12 protein-coding genes are annotated in these 16,274 nt (G+C 57.0%); 7 read left to right on the top strand and 5 right to left on the bottom strand.

Translation table 11 applies throughout. The features are described 5' to 3' along the window. Nucleotides 1-61: 61 nt before the first annotated feature. Both ACFQW4_RS05555 and ACFQW4_RS05560 read right to left on the bottom strand, forming a co-directional pair. Entirely contained in the window at nucleotides 62-1,114 is a 1,053-nt protein-coding gene (locus tag ACFQW4_RS05555) for a L,D-transpeptidase family protein (RefSeq protein ID WP_101763163.1), read from the bottom strand. Between the two features lie 196 nt (nucleotides 1,115-1,310). Continuing rightward, entirely contained in the window at nucleotides 1,311-3,125 is a 1,815-nt protein-coding gene (locus tag ACFQW4_RS05560; RefSeq protein WP_101763162.1) for a glycoside hydrolase family 15 protein, read from the bottom strand. 117 nt (nucleotides 3,126-3,242) lie between these two features. On the opposite strand from ACFQW4_RS05560, the gene ACFQW4_RS05565 reads away from it, so the two are divergent. Beyond that, nucleotides 3,243-4,019 carry an SDR family oxidoreductase gene (locus ACFQW4_RS05565; protein WP_222233165.1) on the top strand — a complete coding sequence of 259 codons (777 nt, stop codon included), beginning with the start codon at nucleotides 3,243-3,245 and terminating at the stop codon, nucleotides 4,017-4,019. Here ACFQW4_RS05565 and ACFQW4_RS05570 read toward each other — a convergent pair whose 3' ends face one another. Further along, nucleotides 4,020-4,595, bottom strand: coding sequence for a DedA family protein (locus ACFQW4_RS05570; RefSeq protein ID WP_110865775.1), 576 nt, complete (start codon nucleotides 4,593-4,595; stop codon nucleotides 4,020-4,022). It abuts the gene before it with no gap. A 166-nt stretch (nucleotides 4,596-4,761) separates the two neighbouring features. Here ACFQW4_RS05570 and ACFQW4_RS05575 point away from each other — a divergent pair, with 166 nt between their 5' ends. The 3 genes from ACFQW4_RS05575 to ACFQW4_RS05585 all read left to right on the top strand — a co-directional run bounded on the left by ACFQW4_RS05575 (nucleotide 4,762) and on the right by ACFQW4_RS05585 (nucleotide 9,197). Continuing rightward, nucleotides 4,762-5,349 carry a Yip1 family protein gene (locus ACFQW4_RS05575; protein WP_101763159.1) on the top strand — a complete coding sequence of 196 codons (588 nt, stop codon included), beginning with the start codon at nucleotides 4,762-4,764 and terminating at the stop codon, nucleotides 5,347-5,349. Between the two features lie 222 nt (nucleotides 5,350-5,571). Beyond that, a complete protein-coding gene (gene pbpG / locus ACFQW4_RS05580) occupies nucleotides 5,572-6,501 on the top strand; it encodes a D-alanyl-D-alanine endopeptidase (protein ID WP_137385419.1) in 930 nt (309 codons plus the stop codon). Nucleotides 6,502-6,755: 254 nt separating this feature from the next. Continuing rightward, nucleotides 6,756-9,197, top strand: a complete 2,442-nt coding sequence (locus ACFQW4_RS05585) for a DUF3772 domain-containing protein (RefSeq protein ID WP_377724280.1) — start codon at nucleotides 6,756-6,758, stop codon at nucleotides 9,195-9,197. Between the two features lie 134 nt (nucleotides 9,198-9,331). On the opposite strand, the gene dld is transcribed toward ACFQW4_RS05585, so the two are convergent. After that, a complete protein-coding gene (gene dld / locus ACFQW4_RS05590; protein ID WP_377724282.1) occupies nucleotides 9,332-11,041 on the bottom strand; it encodes a D-lactate dehydrogenase in 1,710 nt (569 codons plus the stop codon). A 154-nt stretch (nucleotides 11,042-11,195) separates the two neighbouring features. On the opposite strand from dld, the gene bglX reads away from it, so the two are divergent. Further along, nucleotides 11,196-13,493, top strand: coding sequence for a beta-glucosidase BglX (gene bglX, locus ACFQW4_RS05595; protein WP_377724284.1), 2,298 nt, complete (start codon nucleotides 11,196-11,198; stop codon nucleotides 13,491-13,493). 145 nt (nucleotides 13,494-13,638) lie between these two features. After that, nucleotides 13,639-14,502, top strand: a complete 864-nt coding sequence (locus tag ACFQW4_RS05600; protein WP_222233168.1) for an oxygenase MpaB family protein — start codon at nucleotides 13,639-13,641, stop codon at nucleotides 14,500-14,502. Nucleotides 14,503-14,505: 3 nt separating this feature from the next. On the opposite strand, the gene ACFQW4_RS05605 is transcribed toward ACFQW4_RS05600, so the two are convergent. Then, complete coding sequence (locus ACFQW4_RS05605; protein WP_377724286.1) at nucleotides 14,506-14,799, bottom strand: hypothetical protein; 294 nt, start codon at nucleotides 14,797-14,799, stop codon at nucleotides 14,506-14,508. A gap of 225 nt (nucleotides 14,800-15,024) precedes the next feature. Between ACFQW4_RS05605 and ACFQW4_RS05610 the strand changes: the two genes are divergently transcribed. Further along, nucleotides 15,025-16,137, top strand: coding sequence for a suppressor of fused domain protein (locus ACFQW4_RS05610; RefSeq protein ID WP_008102641.1), 1,113 nt, complete (start codon nucleotides 15,025-15,027; stop codon nucleotides 16,135-16,137). Nucleotides 16,138-16,274: the final 137 nt, after the last annotated feature.

The raw sequence follows: 16,274 nt of genomic DNA on the forward strand, positions 1-16,274 counted from the left end.
GCCGCTACGGTAGGTGCATGTATCTGTAGCGGCGCAATTTATTGCGCTTCTTAACTCGCGATTACAGGCTGGTGGCCGGCTGCGCTGCTGGCGCTGCGCCGTTGATACCTTGCGGCGTCATTGGCTCTTCTTTCGGCAATGCATCAGAAGACTCCTGAACTGGCACCGGTGCTGGCTGCACTTCGCCAGCTGGACCGTTGATTTTGATCGGCATACCGTTACGCGCCTGGATAGCGTTGTTGACCGCATCCTGGTTGGTGCTGGCATCGGCAATCACTTTGGTCACAGCGGAAGTCAGGTTGATCGGCACCACTTCGCGTGAATTGAACTGCTCTTCGGTGGTCGACAGCGGATTGTGTACTTCCACGTAGCGCGAACCATCTGGCTCAACGGTGGCTTTCACCGGCTGATCGATGAACTGTACGCGCGTACCAACCGGCACGTTGTCGAACAGCCATTTGATGTCGTCAGCACGCAGACGCACACAGCCGTGGCTAACGCGCAGGCCGATACCGAAGTTGGCGTTAGTGCCGTGAATCGCATACAGGCGGCCGATATAGAGCGCGTGCAGGCCCATCGGGTTATCCGGACCCGCTGGGAACACCGCAGGAATGCTCTCGCCGCGTGCCGCATATTCTGCGTGCATCGCTTTGGTTGGCGTCCAGGTTGGGCCATCTTTCTTACGCTCAACCTTGGTCGTCCAGTTGACCGGCGTATCTTTACCCAGCTCGCCGATACCGATTGGCAGCACGACCACGGTCTTGGTGCCTTTCGGGTAGTAGTAAAGACGCATCTCAGCGCTGTTGATCACGATGCCTTCACGCGGCGCGTCAGGCAGAATCAGCTGCTGTGGGATGATCATTTTAGTGCCAGCTTTTGGCAGATAAACGTCAACGCCCGGATTGGCTTCCAGCATATTGCTGAGGCCCATCTGATACTGTGCAGCAAAGGCTTCCAGCGGAAGTTTGCTGTCATCAGGGACAGTGATTTCAATGTTTTCGCCGATCAGACGGCTGTTAGCCGGCGGCAGCGGATAGACTACTGCAAATGCCGACTGGCTGAACGCCGCCAGTGCGAGGGCGAGTGAAGCGAACGCGCGAATGCTCATTTTCATGTTTTTCAAGTCGTTATGGCCATGTTTCAGGCTTGTCAGTGTGTCGAATCCATCGTGGTCAGTATGACCCGCTGCGCATTATATGTGCATTGGCGCATTGATGGAAATCAGGATTTTTACTGGCTGCATATACTTTACGCAATTCCTTGTCTTTACCCGACAATTCCCTTCGATCCGCAGCCCAAAATGTGAATTTTCACGGCTGCCACAGCGTCACTTCATTACTCAGTTTGCGATTGAGGAAAAAAGCGGCACTGATTAACGCCAGATGCGTCAACGCCTGCGGCATGTTACCCAACGCTTCGCCGTGTGAAGTGAACTCTTCGGCGTACAAACCAAGCGGATTGGCGTAACTCAGCAGCTTTTCAAATTCAAAATGCGCCTCATGTACGCGACCGGCTCGCGCCAGACACTCCACATACCAGAATGAGCAGGCACCGAAAGATCCTTCTCCGCCGGTTAAAGCATCGGCAGGCGTCTCGTGAATGTTATAGCGTCGGACTAAACCGTCGCTCACCAGATGCGTTTTAATCGCGTCCAGCGTCGAAATCCAGTCGGGATCGGTGGAGCTGACAAAGCGCACCAGCGGCATCAGCAGCATCGAAGCATCCAGGAAATTACCGCCGCGCGTCGCGGTAAAATGGCCCAGCTCCGGGTTCCAGAAGTTCTGCCAGATATCGTCGCGGATCTCGCTGCGCACCTTATCCCAGCGGTCGTACGGCATCGGCAGCGAACGTTTCAGGCCAAGGCGTAGTGCGCGATCGAGCGCGACCCAACACATCAGGCGTGAATGCAGGAAATGTTCCGGCTCGCCGCGCATCTCCCAGATCCCGGCATCGGGCTGATTCCAGTTCACGCAGACGTAATCGATCATATCGGACACATACTTCCAGCCGCGATGCGAAATTGCCTCGCCATATTTATTGGCGAGGTAGATGGCATCCATCAACTCGCCGTAAATATCGAGCTGCGTCTGGCGCCAGGCATCGTTGCCGATGCGCACCGGACGCGAATTGGCGTAGCCGGAAAGATTGAGCAGTTCGGTTTCATGTAGCTCGGTGCCGCTGTCGAGGCGATACATCACTTGCAGATGCGGCGTGTCGTCGTGGCTGTGCTCGACGCAGCGGCCGACCCATTTGGTAAAGTCGCGCGCTTCTTCGGTGTAGCCGAGGCGCATTAGCGCGTACATGCTGAATGAGGCATCGCGGATCCACGAGGCGCGATAATCCCAGTTGCGCTCGCCGCCCAACTCTTCGGGTAAGCCGAAAGTAGCGGCGGCGGCGATGGAACCGTGCTGATGCGAAGTGAGTAACTTCAGCGCCAGCGCCGAACGCGTCACCATCTCCTGCCAGCGGCCGCGATAGGAACTGTGGCTACTCCAGCGTCGCCAGTACTCCAGCGTGTCATGGAAACAGTGCTCGGTGGCGATGGTGGCCACGTTAGGATCGTCATCGTTACCAAAGACAAACTCAGCGGTTTCCCCGGCTTTCAGAGTGAATTCCGCCACCGCGCTGTGATTCTCGCGCGTCATCACCACCGAAGCGCTGAGGCGCAACGCCGGTTGCCCCGATGCAAGGAAGGCGATACCGCCGGGCCGCAGTTCGGTGGTGGTTTCGGCACGCGCGTAGTCGTGGCGTGGCGCACACAGCAGATGAAAGGTGGCGGTGCCGCGTACCATCTTTACGCGGCGCACGATACGCGGCACTTTGCTCTGCTCATCGCAGATCGGCATGTAATCGGTGATCTCTGCCACGCCCGCGTCATCCAGCCAGCGGGTTTGCAGAATATTGGTATCCGGTAAATAGAGCTGTTGCTGGCGGGCATTTTTCCAGTCCGGCGCGAGGGAGAACAGGCCGGCCTCATCGCTGTCCAGTAGCGCGGCAAAAACCGACGGGCTATCGAGCGCCGGCCAGCAGAGATAATCGATGGTGCCATCGTTAGCAATCAGTGCGCAGGTGCGTAAATCACCAATCACGCCATGGTCGTCTATTCTGCGTTTAATCTCGCTCATCGTGCCCCCTTTGCCGTAGGTAATTGTTAACTATAGACGAAACGGCAGATTCGGCGGCCCCGAGGCACAGAAGGATAACTTCTATACTGTAAAGACACCCTCAATCAGGAGAATGTTATGAGCTTAGGAAAACAGAAAGTCGCTGTGGTTACCGGATCCAGTTCAGGCATTGGTCGCAGCTGTGCGGTGATGCTGGCCGAAGCGGGTTATACGCTGGGCATCACCTGGAGTTCGGATGAAGAGGGCGCCCAGGAAACCGCGCGCATGGTGGAGAGCCGTGGACAGCAGGCGCAGGTGCGGCAGGTTGATCTCTCCGATCCGCAAGCCGGCGCACAGCAACTGACGCAGCTGATCAACTCGCTGGGGCGCATTGACGTATTGGTGTGTAATGCCGGCGTGATGACCAAAGCCGACTTTCTCGATGTCACCTTTGAGGATTGGCGCAAAGTGTTCAACGTGGATGTAGATGGCGCGTTTCTTTGCGGGCAGATTGCCGCGCGCCATATGGTTGATCAGGGCGACGGCGGACGCATCATCAACATTACGTCGGTGCATGAACACACGCCGCTGCCGGATGCCTCCGCCTATACCGCTGCCAAACATGCGCTCGGCGGCTTGACCAAATCGATGGCGCTGAGTCTCTTACCGCACCACATTCTGGTGAACGCGGTCGCACCGGGCGCAATTGCCACGGCGATGAACGATATGAAAGATGACCAGCAAGGACGACGTATGCCGGAAATCCCGATTGGGCGTCCCGGCGATACGCGTGAAGTGGCGAGTTTAGTGGCGTGGCTCTGTTCGGAGTGGGCAACTTATACCACCGGACAATCGTTTATTGTCGACGGTGGTTTTATGTTGGCCAATCCGCAGTTTAAGGGGTACCACTCGTAATCAACCGGCGCGGCGGTGATTCCAGTGGCGAATGATGTAACGCAAGACGATGCCAAAAATCACCGCCGCCGCCAGCCACAACAGCGGCTTGAGGTGCTGATCGATCTTGTGCAGCCACGGCGCGACAATCTGTCCGGCAAAGTAGCCAAGCGAGACAAAGATCAGCGCCCACAGCGCCGCACCAATCACGTTCAGAATGAAGAAACGCAGCGGCTTGAGGCGGCTGGTGCCAATAATGATCGGCCCGACAATGCGGAAGCCGTACATAAAGCGCACGCCAATCACGAACAGGCTCGGGTGTTTTTGAATCAGCCGCTTAGCCTTGCCAATTGTTTCCTGATGTTTACTGAAACGGCGCAAAATGCGCGTGCCATAACGGCGTCCCAGCCAGAACAGCAACTGATCGCCAATAATGCCGCCGATCATCGCCGCCAGCACCACGCCGCTGAAGTGCAATAAGCCTTCATGCGCCGCCACACCGCCCAACAACGTGAACGTTTCCCCTTCGGCAATACAACCAATCAGCAGCGCCAGATAACCGTATTGGGTGATTAATCCATTGATATCGAGATGCAAATTATCCTCCCTGCAAAGTGTGAAATCGCTATTAGTGTATACCAGCGGCTTAATTTGTGTGGTGCCCCGCAAAAACGGCGACGACGATTATACTTGAGCTAACGCTGCCTCCGTTGATCAGGCCGTTGGCTGTAAGGGCAGCCCATCGCAGCAAAGGAGTAAATGTATGAATCATGTCTGGGGTTTACTGGCGCATCCAGGTCAGGAAATGCGCGATATTAAACAGGAAAATGAGAGCGTTTCGCACCATTACACCCATCATGTTCTGCTAATGGCGGCGATCCCGGTGATCTGCGCCTTTATCGGTACCACGCAGTTGGGCTGGAATCTGGGCGAAGGGCAGTTCGTACAACTCAATCTACTGACCGGTATCGGTCTCGGCATTCTGTTCTATCTGATTATCCTCGGCGGCGTGGCGGTAATGGGCCGCGTGATCCACTGGATGGCGCGTAACTATCCGCAGCGTCCCAGCTTGCAGCGCTGTACGGTGTTTGCCGGCTATGTGGCCACGCCGCTGTTTCTTAGCGGGCTGGTGGCGCTCTATCCGCTGGTGTGGCTATGCGTGCTGGTGGGCGCGATGGCGCTGGTTTACACCGGTTATCTGCTTTACGTCGGCATCCCGGTGTTCCTGAGCATCGATCGTGATGAGAGCTTGCGCTTCTCCGGATCGACATTGGCGATTGGTGTGCTGGTGTTTGAAGTGCTGCTGGCGCTGACGGTGGTTCTGTGGGGTTACGGGCCACGGTTGTTCTGAGGAAAGCCTGGTCGGCATCAATGGCGACCTTCCCGCAACACGCACTCGCCTCGTAAGGTCGTCATTCATGGCGACCTTTTTAACGCCCGGAAACAATCTCAATAAGAAATTTCTCAGGTAAGTGCGTATGATACTGCTGCCAGCCCTCATCCCGTCTGGATTGTTGCGGGCGGCCTGTGTCTCAACACAGCGCAAAACTCCTGACCGGATTTTTTTGACACGATGTCTGCAAAAATGCGTATTTCCTTGCTGTCGCTGGCACTATTTGTCGCCGCGCCAGCCGCTATAACGCCCGCGCTCGCTGCGCCGGCAGCACTCGCAAACCTGGCGCCGATTGCCCAACCGCAAATCGCCTCCGGCAGTGCCATGATTGTCGATCTGGAAAACAACAAAGTGCTGTTTTCCAGCCATCCTAACCGCGTACGTCCGATCGCCTCACTCACCAAAGTGATGACAGCGATGGTGGTGTTGGATGCCAAACTGCCGATGGATGAAATGCTGTCGGTGGATATCAGCCATACCGCTGAGATGCGCGGCGTGTTCTCCCGCGTCAAACTGAACAGCGAAATCAGCCGCCGCAACATGCTGCTACTGGCGCTGATGTCCTCGGAAAACCGCGCTGCCGCCAGCCTGGCGCATCACTATCCGGGCGGTTACGATGCGTTTATTCGCGCCATGAACGCCAAAGCACGCTCACTTGGCATGACGCACACGCGCTATGTCGAGCCGACGGGCCTGTCGATTCAGAACGTTTCCAGCGCGGAAGATCTGGTCAAGCTGTTGAAAGCTACGCGACAGTACCCGCTGATTGGCGAACTGAGCACCACCAAAGAAGACACCGCCGTATTCAAACATCCGAGCTACGCGCTGCCGTTCCGTAACACCAATCATCTGGTGTACAAAAACGACTGGCGCATCCAGCTGACCAAAACCGGTTATACCGATGAAGCCGGGCACTGTCTGGTGATGCGCACGGTGATCAACAACCGTCCGGTGGCGCTGGTGGTGCTGGATGCCTTTGGTAAATACACCCATTTCGCCGATGCCAACCGCCTGCGCGACTGGCTGGAAACCGGTAAAGCCGCACCGGTTCCGGCCGCTGCGCTGGCGTACAAAAAGCAGAAATCCGGCTTGACCGCGAATAATGAATAACTGGATTTAAAGCACGCACATACCGTAGCGGCGCAATCTATTGCCCATTGCAGATTCTGCAGGATGCGCAATAAATTGCGCCGCTACAAATTGTGCCTTGATTTGTTAAGCTCATCTGCAAAAACGCTTATCGTTAGCGCCAAAGTTTTACACCTTCATTCCTATAGTTTCAGTGTCGGCAACGTCTTAAACTAGCCGCCATTCACGATCGCACTTGCGTTTATCGGCTGTTATTACGCTGGAATCTCATTCATATGTTCAAGTTTCGTCATCTGTTTACCCCGTTTTTACTGCTGCTTGTGCTGTTAGCTCCCACGCTGAGCGTGGCCGCAGATACGCCGCCCAACGATCAGGCAGAGGACGCCGCACCCAAGGTGAATGCCTCGGTCGAGCTGCCTAAGATGCAGAAAATTCTCGACAAAATTAAAGGCCAGGTCTCGGGCGATACCAATGAAAGCCAGCTCAACCAGCTTAATGAGATGGCGCTGGAGCTTTCCGGTAATGCCGAAACCCTCGGCCAGGCGTTGATCCCGCAGGGGCAGCAATTGGATGCACAATTGGCGGTTCTCGGCCCGGCACCGAAAGCCGACAGCGGCGTGAAAGAGACGCCTGAAGTGACGCGCAAACGTGCGGCGCTGGAGAGCCAGAAAGCCAAGCTGGACGATCAGATCAAACAAGCCGATGGCATCAAAAACGGTGCGCTGGTGCTGTCATCGCAGATCGTCAACCTGCGTCGTGATCAGCTGAAAAGCCAGCTGGCGCTGAACTCTGGCAGTATCCTCGGCCCGCGCTTCTGGGCGCCGCTGGTCAGCAGTCAGGATCTTGATGGCGAGAAGATCAGCGAGTTCATTACTGAATTGCAGGACACCGCCGCGCTGTCGTGGGAATCTGGCTGGCGTTTCGGCACCGTGGCCTGGCTGTTTGCCGCGATGCTGGTGATGACGCTGGGCCGTCGCTACAGCGAAGAGTTCTTTGCCTGGGTCAGCATTCATAAGATGCCGGAAGGGCGCTTACGTCGCAGCTTCCTCGCCGCCACCACCGCGCTCACCACGCTGGCCGCGGTGGTGATCACCTTTAACTTCATCGCGCTGGCCTTTACGCGCCGTGATGAAGTCTCGGGTGATGTGCAGGATTTTGTTGATCGGCTGGTGCAGCTCAGCGTCTATTGCGGCTTGATTGCCGGTTTAGGCCGCGCGTTCCTCTCCACACGTCGCCCAAGCTGGCGTTTGCCGGCCATCTCCAACGAAGTCGCGCAAGCCCTGAAGCCGTTCCCGCCGTTCACTGCGGCGCTGGTGTTTATTTTCCAGACGGTGGAAGCCTTCAACTACAGCGTCGGCACCAGCCTGAATACCACCATTTTTGCTAACGGCTTGACCGCGCTGCTGATTGGCAGCACCGGACTGGCGATCGGCATGCGCATCAACCGCGTACGCCGTCGCATGGTGCAGAAAGGTCAGCAGCCTGAAGCGCGTTCAACGTTGGTGGGATTGGTGCAGCTGGCGCTGATGCTGACGGCGCTCGGCATCCTGATTTCACTGATCATCGGTTACGTCACGCTGGCGCGCTTCCTTAGCTATGAAGTGATTTGGTGCGGCATTTTGTTTGGTTCGTTCTACTTCCTCAGCCATCTGGTGAATGACGGCTGCGAAAGCCTGTTCTCCACCAGCAATGCCACCGGCAAGCGCCTGCAAACCACGCTGAATATTGATGAACGTTACCTGCAACAGGCGGCGACGCTGCTCAGCGCGCTGGGTAAAACCGTGCTGATTGCCATTCTGGCGCTGGCACTGCTGAACGGCACCTTTGCCTCATCAACGCCGATTGAGCTGATCCAGAAGGTGATTGAGTTCTGGGGCGGCAAAGGGCTGGAGTCGCTGAACATTGTGCCGGCGCACATGGTCAACGCGATTCTCTGTCTTGTGGTGGGCATTTACGTGCTGCGTTCGGTGCGTCGCTGGCTGGATAAAGATTTCCTGCCCAAAACCACCATGGACGTCGGCATGCGCGTGTCGCTGGTGACGCTGTTCAGCAATATCGGTTACGTGCTGATTATCCTGCTGACGCTGTCGATTATGGGCCTGCAGTGGAACAAACTGGCGTGGATTGTGAGCGCCTTGTCGGTCGGTATCGGTTTCGGCTTACAGGAGATTGTGAAGAACTTTATTTCCGGCCTGATTCTGTTGACCGAGCGTCCGGTGAAAGTGGGCGATCTGGTGAGCATCAGCGGCATTGAAGGGGATATCCGTCGTATTAACGTGCGCGCCACCGAAATTCAGCTCGGCGACAAATCGACGGTGATTGTGCCGAACTCGCAATTTATTTCGCAGAACGTGCGTAACGCCACCATGGGTAACGCGCAGGGCGTGGTCACCATCTTGCTGACGTTCCCGCTGGATATCGATCCGGTGCGGGTGCGTGAAATTCTGCTGGAAGTGTATCAGGAGAACGAACGTATTCTGGAGACGCCGGAGCCGTCCGTGTCGTTCAAAGATTTGACGCCAGCGGGCATCGTGTTGAGCGTCACCGGCAACGTTGCCGGTCAACGCCAGATTTCCGGTGCCAAGAGCGATCTGCTGTTCGATATTCTGACGCGTCTGCGCAAAGAGGGCATTATGCTGTCGACGCCGCAGACCATGATCATCGAGCGCCGCGCCGTGGCCGCAGCACAAGATCAGCAAAGCGATCCGTTGCCATGATGACGTGATTGCACCTACTGTAGCGGCGCGATTTATCGCGCAATTTGACCGCGATAAAAAGGTCAAAACAACGCAATGCATTGCGCCGCTACGGATCGGAAAAGATGTGGCCTAACACACGGCCACATCGTTGTTTATTTTATGACCGCCCAACCCTTCTGCTTACTGGTTTTCCCAATTCCTGGATTAAAACTGTTGGTGGGATCGAGCTGCTGATAAAACGCCTGCAGCTGCGGTTTCGCCTGATACAGATGGCCCACGTTATGCTCGGCCGGATACTCGGCGCCGCGCGCGGCTAAAATCGCCAGCATCTTCTCTTTTAACGCATGCGCATCCACGCCTTTTTTCACGATGTAATCCTGATGGAAGACGTGGCAGAAGAAGTGGCCGTAGTAGAGACGGTGGATCAGATCGTTATCGAACTCGGGCGGCAGTCGTTCAAACCACGCTTCATCATTACGACGCAGCGCGATATCCAGCGCCAGAATATCTTCCACTTCATCGGCATGCACCGCGTGATAGCGCACCGCGGCACCGGCGGCGGCAAAGCGATGCAGGAACGCGTGCGCGCCCTCTTTGGCGTCACAGGCGAAGAACGCGCCGCCGCCTTCGCGGAAATATTCGGCCAGATAGGCCTGCGCTTCGGCAACGCCGTCGCCGGACATCTTCAGCATCAGGTGATGCTCATATTTGTCGCGATACTGCTTCAGGCGTTTAGGCAGATGCGCCGGTAGCCAGCTGCTGATGCGCTGCAATAAACGATCGGTGAGATGCGGTTTCACCCAGTTCAGCTTGCCTAGCCAGGCATCCACGCGGCCTTTCAGGGTGAAAAACAGCGGCATTTTGTCGGTGCCGAGTTTATCAATCATCACGAAAGTATCTTTGCCGTACACCTCGGCGATGTCGAAAATGTCGCGGTGCATATATTCGCCCGCCACCGGCAGATGGGTAAATTCCGCCAGTATATGGCGGCGAATATCGCCCAGTTCCGCCGGATTATTGGTGCCGATGTAGAACACCTGCTGCTGCGGTTCGGTGGGGAAAGTATCCAGACGCACGGCAAACACCGCCAGCTTACCGGCGCAGCCGGAGGCTTCAAACAGGCGACGCTCATCGGCGTTGAAGCGCGCTGGCGTCTCTGCATGGATATCGCGCACGCGTTCGGCGTATTCATGATCCGAGGCGTGGCGTTCATCCCAGCGCACATCGCTCTGCTGCCAGCGATCGTCATCCAGCCGACCCAACATCTCTTCCGGCGAATGGCCGAGATCGATGCCGAGATGGTTCACCAGCTTGAGTTTGCCGCTGGCATCAATCTGCGCAAACAGCGCCATTTCGCTGTAGGCCGGACCGCGTTTGATCAGCGAACCGCCCGAGTTATTGCAAATCCCGCCCATCACCGAGGCGCCAATGCAGGAGGAACCGATCACCGAATGCGGCTCGCGGCCAAGCGGCTTCAGCGCTTTTTCCAGCTGATACAGCGTGCTGCCGGGGAAGGCGAGGATCTGTTTGCCGTTGTCAATCAGCTGCAACTTATCCAGGCGCAAGGTGCTGATGATCACCACTGGACGATCGTAATCGTTGCCTTTTGGCGTGGAACCTTCGGTCAGGCCGGTGTTGGCGGCCTGCATCAAAATGATCGCATCGGCGCTCACCAGCGCCTGCAACGCACGCCACAGCTCAAGCAGCGAACCGGGGAAAATCACCGCCAGCGCTTCGCCTTCGCCCGAGCGAAAACCTTTACGGTAGCGCGCGGTCTGTTCCGCGTCGGTTAACAGGTTCGACGATCCGACCAGACGACGCAGTTCGGCGAGCAGAGTAGGGTGCGAAGTGTTGTTATTCATTGGCCTATCCTTGTCTTTAACATGGCGCTTTTACTGTAGCATGCGCCAGCGACAGGAGCGCGGTGTGACATGGCGGCTACCTGCTATCCTCATCTTGTGGCAAACTGCCCCGGTTATTTCGATATTGCGCAGTCACTTAAGAGAACCCGACCTGATGAAATGGATTTACTCTGTTAGCCTCGCTGTCTCCTTAGCCATGCAACCCGCTTTCGCGGACGATCTGTTTGGCCCACATCCGATGACTGAACAGGCGCGCGACGCCTTTGTGAATCAGCTGCTCAGCAAAATGACCCTTGATGAAAAAATCGGGCAGATGCGTTTGATCAGCGTAGGACCGGATACGCCAAAATCGGCGATTCGCGACATGATTCAGCACGGTCAGGTCGGGGCAATTTTTAACACCGTGACGCGTCAGGATATCCGCGCCATGCAGGATCAGGTGATGCAGCTCAGCCGCCTGAAAATTCCGCTGTTCTTCGCCTATGACGTGGTGCACGGTCAGCGCACCATTTTCCCGATTCCACTTGGCCTGGCGGCAAGCTGGGATCTGGATGCCATCGCTGAGGTGGGACGCGTCTCTGCTTATGAAGCCGCGGATGACGGCCTCAACATGACGTGGGCGCCGATGGTTGATGTGTCCCGCGAACCTCGTTGGGGACGCGGCTCGGAAGGCTTTGGTGAAGACACCTTCCTCAGCGCGCAAATGGGCAGCAGCATGGTGAAAGCCATGCAGGGCAAAAGCGCGGCGGATCGCTACTCGATCATGACCAGCGTGAAGCACTTCGCGGCCTACGGCGCAGTGGAAGGTGGACGAGATTACAACACCGTCGACATGAGCCCGCAGCGCCTGTTCCAGGATTATCTGCCGCCGTATAAAGCCTCATTGGATGCCGGCAGCGGTGGCGTGATGGTGGCGCTTAACTCGTTGAATGGCACGCCGGCTACGGCAGACAGTTGGCTGCTGAAAGACATCCTGCGCGGCGACTGGAAATTCAAAGGCATCACCATTAGCGATCACGGTGCGATTAAAGAACTGATTAAACACGGCGTGGCCAGCGATCCACAGGATGCGGTGCGCATTGCGATGAAATCAGGCATCGACATGAGCATGAGCGACGAGTACTACAGCAAATATCTGCCGGGCCTGGTGAAGAGCGGCGCGGTGAGCATGGCGGAAGTGGACGATGCCGCGCGCCATGTGCTGAACGTCAAATATGACATGGGCTTGTTTAACGATCCTTACAGTCATTTAGGGCCGAAAGAGAGTGATCCGCAGGACACCAATGCGGAAAGCCGTTTGCATCGCGCCGAAGCGCGTGACGTGGCGCGTAAAAGCATTGTGCTGCTGAAAAACTGGCGCGAAACGCTGCCGCTGAAGAAAAACGCCACCATTGCGTTGGTGGGTCCGCTAGCGGATAGCCAGCGCGACATCATGGGCAGCTGGTCGGCCGCCGGCGTGGCGAAACAGTCGATTCCGCTGCTGCAAGGCGTGCGCAATGCGATGGCGGGCAAAGGCACGGTGCTGTACGCCAAAGGCGCTAACATCATCGACAACAAAGGCATTCAGGACTTCCTCAATCTGTATGAGCAGGCGGTCAGCGTGGACAAGCGTTCACCGCAGGAGCTGATTGACGAAGCGGTAGCGCAGGCGAAAAAAGCTGATGTGGTGGTGGCTGCCGTGGGTGAAGCGCAGGGCATGGCGCACGAAGCCTCCAGCCGCAGCGATTTGGTGATCCCGGAAAGTCAGCAGAAGCTGCTGGCCGCACTGAAGGCCACCGGCAAACCGCTGGTGATCGTGCTGATGAACGGCCGTCCGCTGACGGTGGTGAAGGAAGATCAGCAAGCCGATGCGATGCTGGAAACCTGGTTTAGCGGTACTGAAGGCGGCAACGCGATCGCCGATGTGCTGTTCGGCGATTACAACCCGTCGGGCAAGCTGCCGGTCTCCTTCCCGCGTTCGGTGGGCCAGATTCCGATTTATTACAACCACTTGCCAACCGGTCGTCCGTACAACTTCGCCAAGCCGAACAAGTACACCTCGCACTACTACGATGCGGTGAACGGTCCGCTTTATCCGTTTGGTTACGGCCTGAGCTACACCACCTTCACGGTGTCGCCGGTGAAGATGTCGTCACGCACTATGCCGCGTAACGGCTCGGTGGAAGCGTCAGTGACCGTGACCAATAGCGGTAAACGCGATGGTGCAACCGTGGTGCAGCTCTATCTCAACGATCCGGTCGCCAGCATTAGCCGTCCGGTGCAGGAGCTGCGCGGCTTCCAGCGCATCATGCTGAAAGCCGGTGAATCGCAGACCGTGAAGTTTAAGATCGACGTTGATGCGCTGAAATTCTGGAACCAGAAGATGCAGCAGGTTGCCGAGCCAGGCAAATTCAACGTGATGATTGGACTGGATTCAGTGCGCACTCAGGATGCACAGTTTGATTATCTGTAATCGCTGATGCCCCTCACCCTAACCCTCTCCCGCACGCGGGAGAGGGAACCGATGGGTGCGGTATTCAATCCCGGCTCGATCCTCTCCCTCTCCCGCGTGCGGGAGAGGGCCGGGGTGAGGGCAACAACCGCACAAGCACAAACCCATGAACATCCGCGAACGCATCCAACAGCAAGTCTTCCGCCTCAACGGCCTGTCACTCAATGAATTCGACATCTCGCAACCGCCTGGCGATCCCGGTTTATTTGGCCCGGACCACGTTATCTGGCGCGTCCATGGCGACTTCCCCTCGATGCTGTGCGGCGGTATCAGCGCCTTAATGCTGCAGATGCTGCATCCGGCGGCGCTGGCGGGCGTGTGGGATCACTCCAATTTCCGGCAGGACATGATGGGCCGCCTGCGGCGCACCAGCCAGTTTATCGCCGTCACCACCTTCGGTAACACCGCCGATGCCAACATCCTTATCGACCGTGTCAAACGGATTCACCTACGCGTCACCGGCGTCGATAACGCGGGCAAGCCGTATGCCGCCAGCGATCCGCATCTGCTTACCTGGGTACACGTTGCGGAAACCAGCCGTTTTCTGGCGGCGCATCTGCGCTACAAAAATCCGCAGCTCAGCCTGGCCGATCAGGATCGTTACTATCAGGAAGCGGCATTAGTTGCCGAGGCGCTTGGCGCACAGCGGGTGCCGAAAAGCGTACAGGCGGTTGAGGCGTATCTACAACTGATGCGGCCCGAGTTGCTCTGTGATGCGCGCACGCTGGAGGTGATGCAATTGCTGATTAACGCGCCTGCACCCAGCTGGCAGGCGAAACCGGCAATGCGCGTGATGCTGAAAGCGGGAATGGGATTGTTGCCTGACTGGGCACAACAGCAGATTCAGCAGCCGGTTGGGCCGCTGACGCAGTGGCGCGTGGATCGGGAAATGGCGGTGATTGCCGGGCTGCTGCGCTGGTCGATTCAGCGCGGCGCTTATACCCGCGCCATGCAGCGCATGGGCCGCTAAGCGTTACAAATGCAGCTCATCCTCTTTCTGCGTGTAGGTGCGCGGTGTGCGCGCTTCACGTTTTAGTGCCAGCTGACGTTGCTGATAATGGTGCAGCAACATGCCAAGTCCGAGGCCCATCAGCGCCAGCGGCAGCAGGCTGTAATAGATATCAAGCGGTAACAACACCAGCAACGCCACGCCGCCCAGCAATAGCGTCAGCGACGTCATCACCCATGTATGACGGATAAACAGCCACACCAACATCGCGAAAATAACCACGTCACGCAGGTTCAGATCGAGGTTTTGCAGCACCATGATGGCAGCTCCAAAGAGGTGAATGCGCAAACCATATCACGTGAAATTGTAAAAGAATCGCAAATTAATCTGAAGCTTGTCAGCGTGTTAAGCGGCAATTGATAAGCCGCACTCATCTTTCCCTTCTGGCACTTTGAGAGTTTTACCCTTGTGTCACATGGCACGAGTGCCGATCCTGCTCTATTCTCGGGGAAAATGGATTCCTCCAGGTAATATCGAGGCGTTATGACCCACCAACCTCTGATTGCTGAGGTGCCGAATCAGCAACACACACTAACCGCGATCGTCGAGCAGGATGCGCGTACGGCCTATTTTTATATCTGGCCGAATGACCTGTTTCGCAGCCAATACGCGGTGCGCGGCTGCTGGCTGCGTAACCTGCTGCCTGCGCCCGCGCAGGAAGATCGTGAAGCTATGGAGCAGGGCATCGCGCCGCTGCTCAGTGCCGAGTATTGCCGCACGCTGGAAGCCGAGCCGATGCTCGATCCCGCCGGCTTACAGGTGCTGTGGGAGCCCAGCGACGACGGCGCCGCGCTGTGGTATTACGGCCAGCTGCTGGCGGTGATCCCTGGCTGGAGCCTGTATCAGGATAAGCAGGTGAGTTTTTCTGCTGCCTGCATCAAAGAGAATCGCCTGACCGCACCGCTGGGATCGGCCTCCACCAACGATTACTACGCGCGCGCTGAACAGCAGCGTCACTTCTGGCGTGACTGGCACGACGGACACTTGTGGGATGTGGTGCAGCGCGAGCTGATGCAGTGTTATCAGGCGCAGTTTGGCGAATCGGTAAAATATTACTCCATCGATCAAGGCAACTGGCCGCCAATGGCGATTTCGCAGCACTTGCACAATGGCGTTTGGTATTTCCTGACGCTTGGCATGGGGATCCGTCCGATGCCGCAGGTGGATCACCTGTTTGACGAGCTGGCGCCGCAGTATCGCCGCGTCGAGCTGGCGATGGCGGTAGACGGTGAAGTGATGACCGAAGCCAATGCGGTGCAGATGGCGAGCGCGCTGGCTGAGTTTGCCCATCTGCCGTGGGCGCGCCTGACCTGGATTGGCGAAGGGCATACGCTGGCGTCGGAAGTGGCGCCGGTTGGCTTTGAAAGCTTCCTGCTGGCCAACGATCTCGCTCCCGAAGCGGCGCAATTCCGCCTGCCGAAACGCGATGGCGACCGCGTGAATCTGCTGTGGTCCACGCCAATTACCGAGGCCGAACGCCAGTTTGCGCAGGCTGACGATCGCGGTGGGCAGCAGCTGCTGCAACGTTTGCTGGCGGACGGCAATAATCATGTGTTCCGGCCGCGCCAGGAAGTGGTTGAAACTCCCGCTCCGTAAATCAGGTCGGCATCGATGCCGACCCTACGATTTTAAATTATCACCCAAATCAACTATTTCACTGCTTTGTGATCGTGCTCACCTCAAGTTCCCCATTAACACGCCGTTAACCTCGATCAGGCAACTCGCCAACCAGG

The sequence above is a fragment of the Pantoea sp. GCM10028869 genome (genome assembly GCF_042666835.1).
In the GTDB taxonomy this organism is placed as follows: domain Bacteria; phylum Pseudomonadota; class Gammaproteobacteria; order Enterobacterales; family Enterobacteriaceae; genus Pantoea; species Pantoea leporis.

Coding starts and splice junctions, on each gene's coding strand:
- ACFQW4_RS05585 (WP_377724280.1), top strand. CDS start 6,756: ATGTTCAAGTTTCGTCATCTGTTTACCCCGTTTTTACTGCTGCTTGTG.
- ACFQW4_RS05610 (WP_008102641.1), top strand. CDS start 15,025: ATGACCCACCAACCTCTGATTGCTGAGGTGCCGAATCAGCAACACACA.
- ACFQW4_RS05600 (WP_222233168.1), top strand. CDS start 13,639: ATGAACATCCGCGAACGCATCCAACAGCAAGTCTTCCGCCTCAACGGC.
- bglX (WP_377724284.1), top strand. CDS start 11,196: ATGAAATGGATTTACTCTGTTAGCCTCGCTGTCTCCTTAGCCATGCAA.
- ACFQW4_RS05575 (WP_101763159.1), top strand. CDS start 4,762: ATGAATCATGTCTGGGGTTTACTGGCGCATCCAGGTCAGGAAATGCGC.
- ACFQW4_RS05560 (WP_101763162.1), bottom strand. CDS start 3,125: ATGAGCGAGATTAAACGCAGAATAGACGACCATGGCGTGATTGGTGAT.
- pbpG (WP_137385419.1), top strand. CDS start 5,572: ATGTCTGCAAAAATGCGTATTTCCTTGCTGTCGCTGGCACTATTTGTC.
- ACFQW4_RS05565 (WP_222233165.1), top strand. CDS start 3,243: ATGAGCTTAGGAAAACAGAAAGTCGCTGTGGTTACCGGATCCAGTTCA.
- ACFQW4_RS05605 (WP_377724286.1), bottom strand. CDS start 14,799: ATGGTGCTGCAAAACCTCGATCTGAACCTGCGTGACGTGGTTATTTTC.
- dld (WP_377724282.1), bottom strand. CDS start 11,041: ATGAATAACAACACTTCGCACCCTACTCTGCTCGCCGAACTGCGTCGT.
- ACFQW4_RS05555 (WP_101763163.1), bottom strand. CDS start 1,114: ATGAAAATGAGCATTCGCGCGTTCGCTTCACTCGCCCTCGCACTGGCG.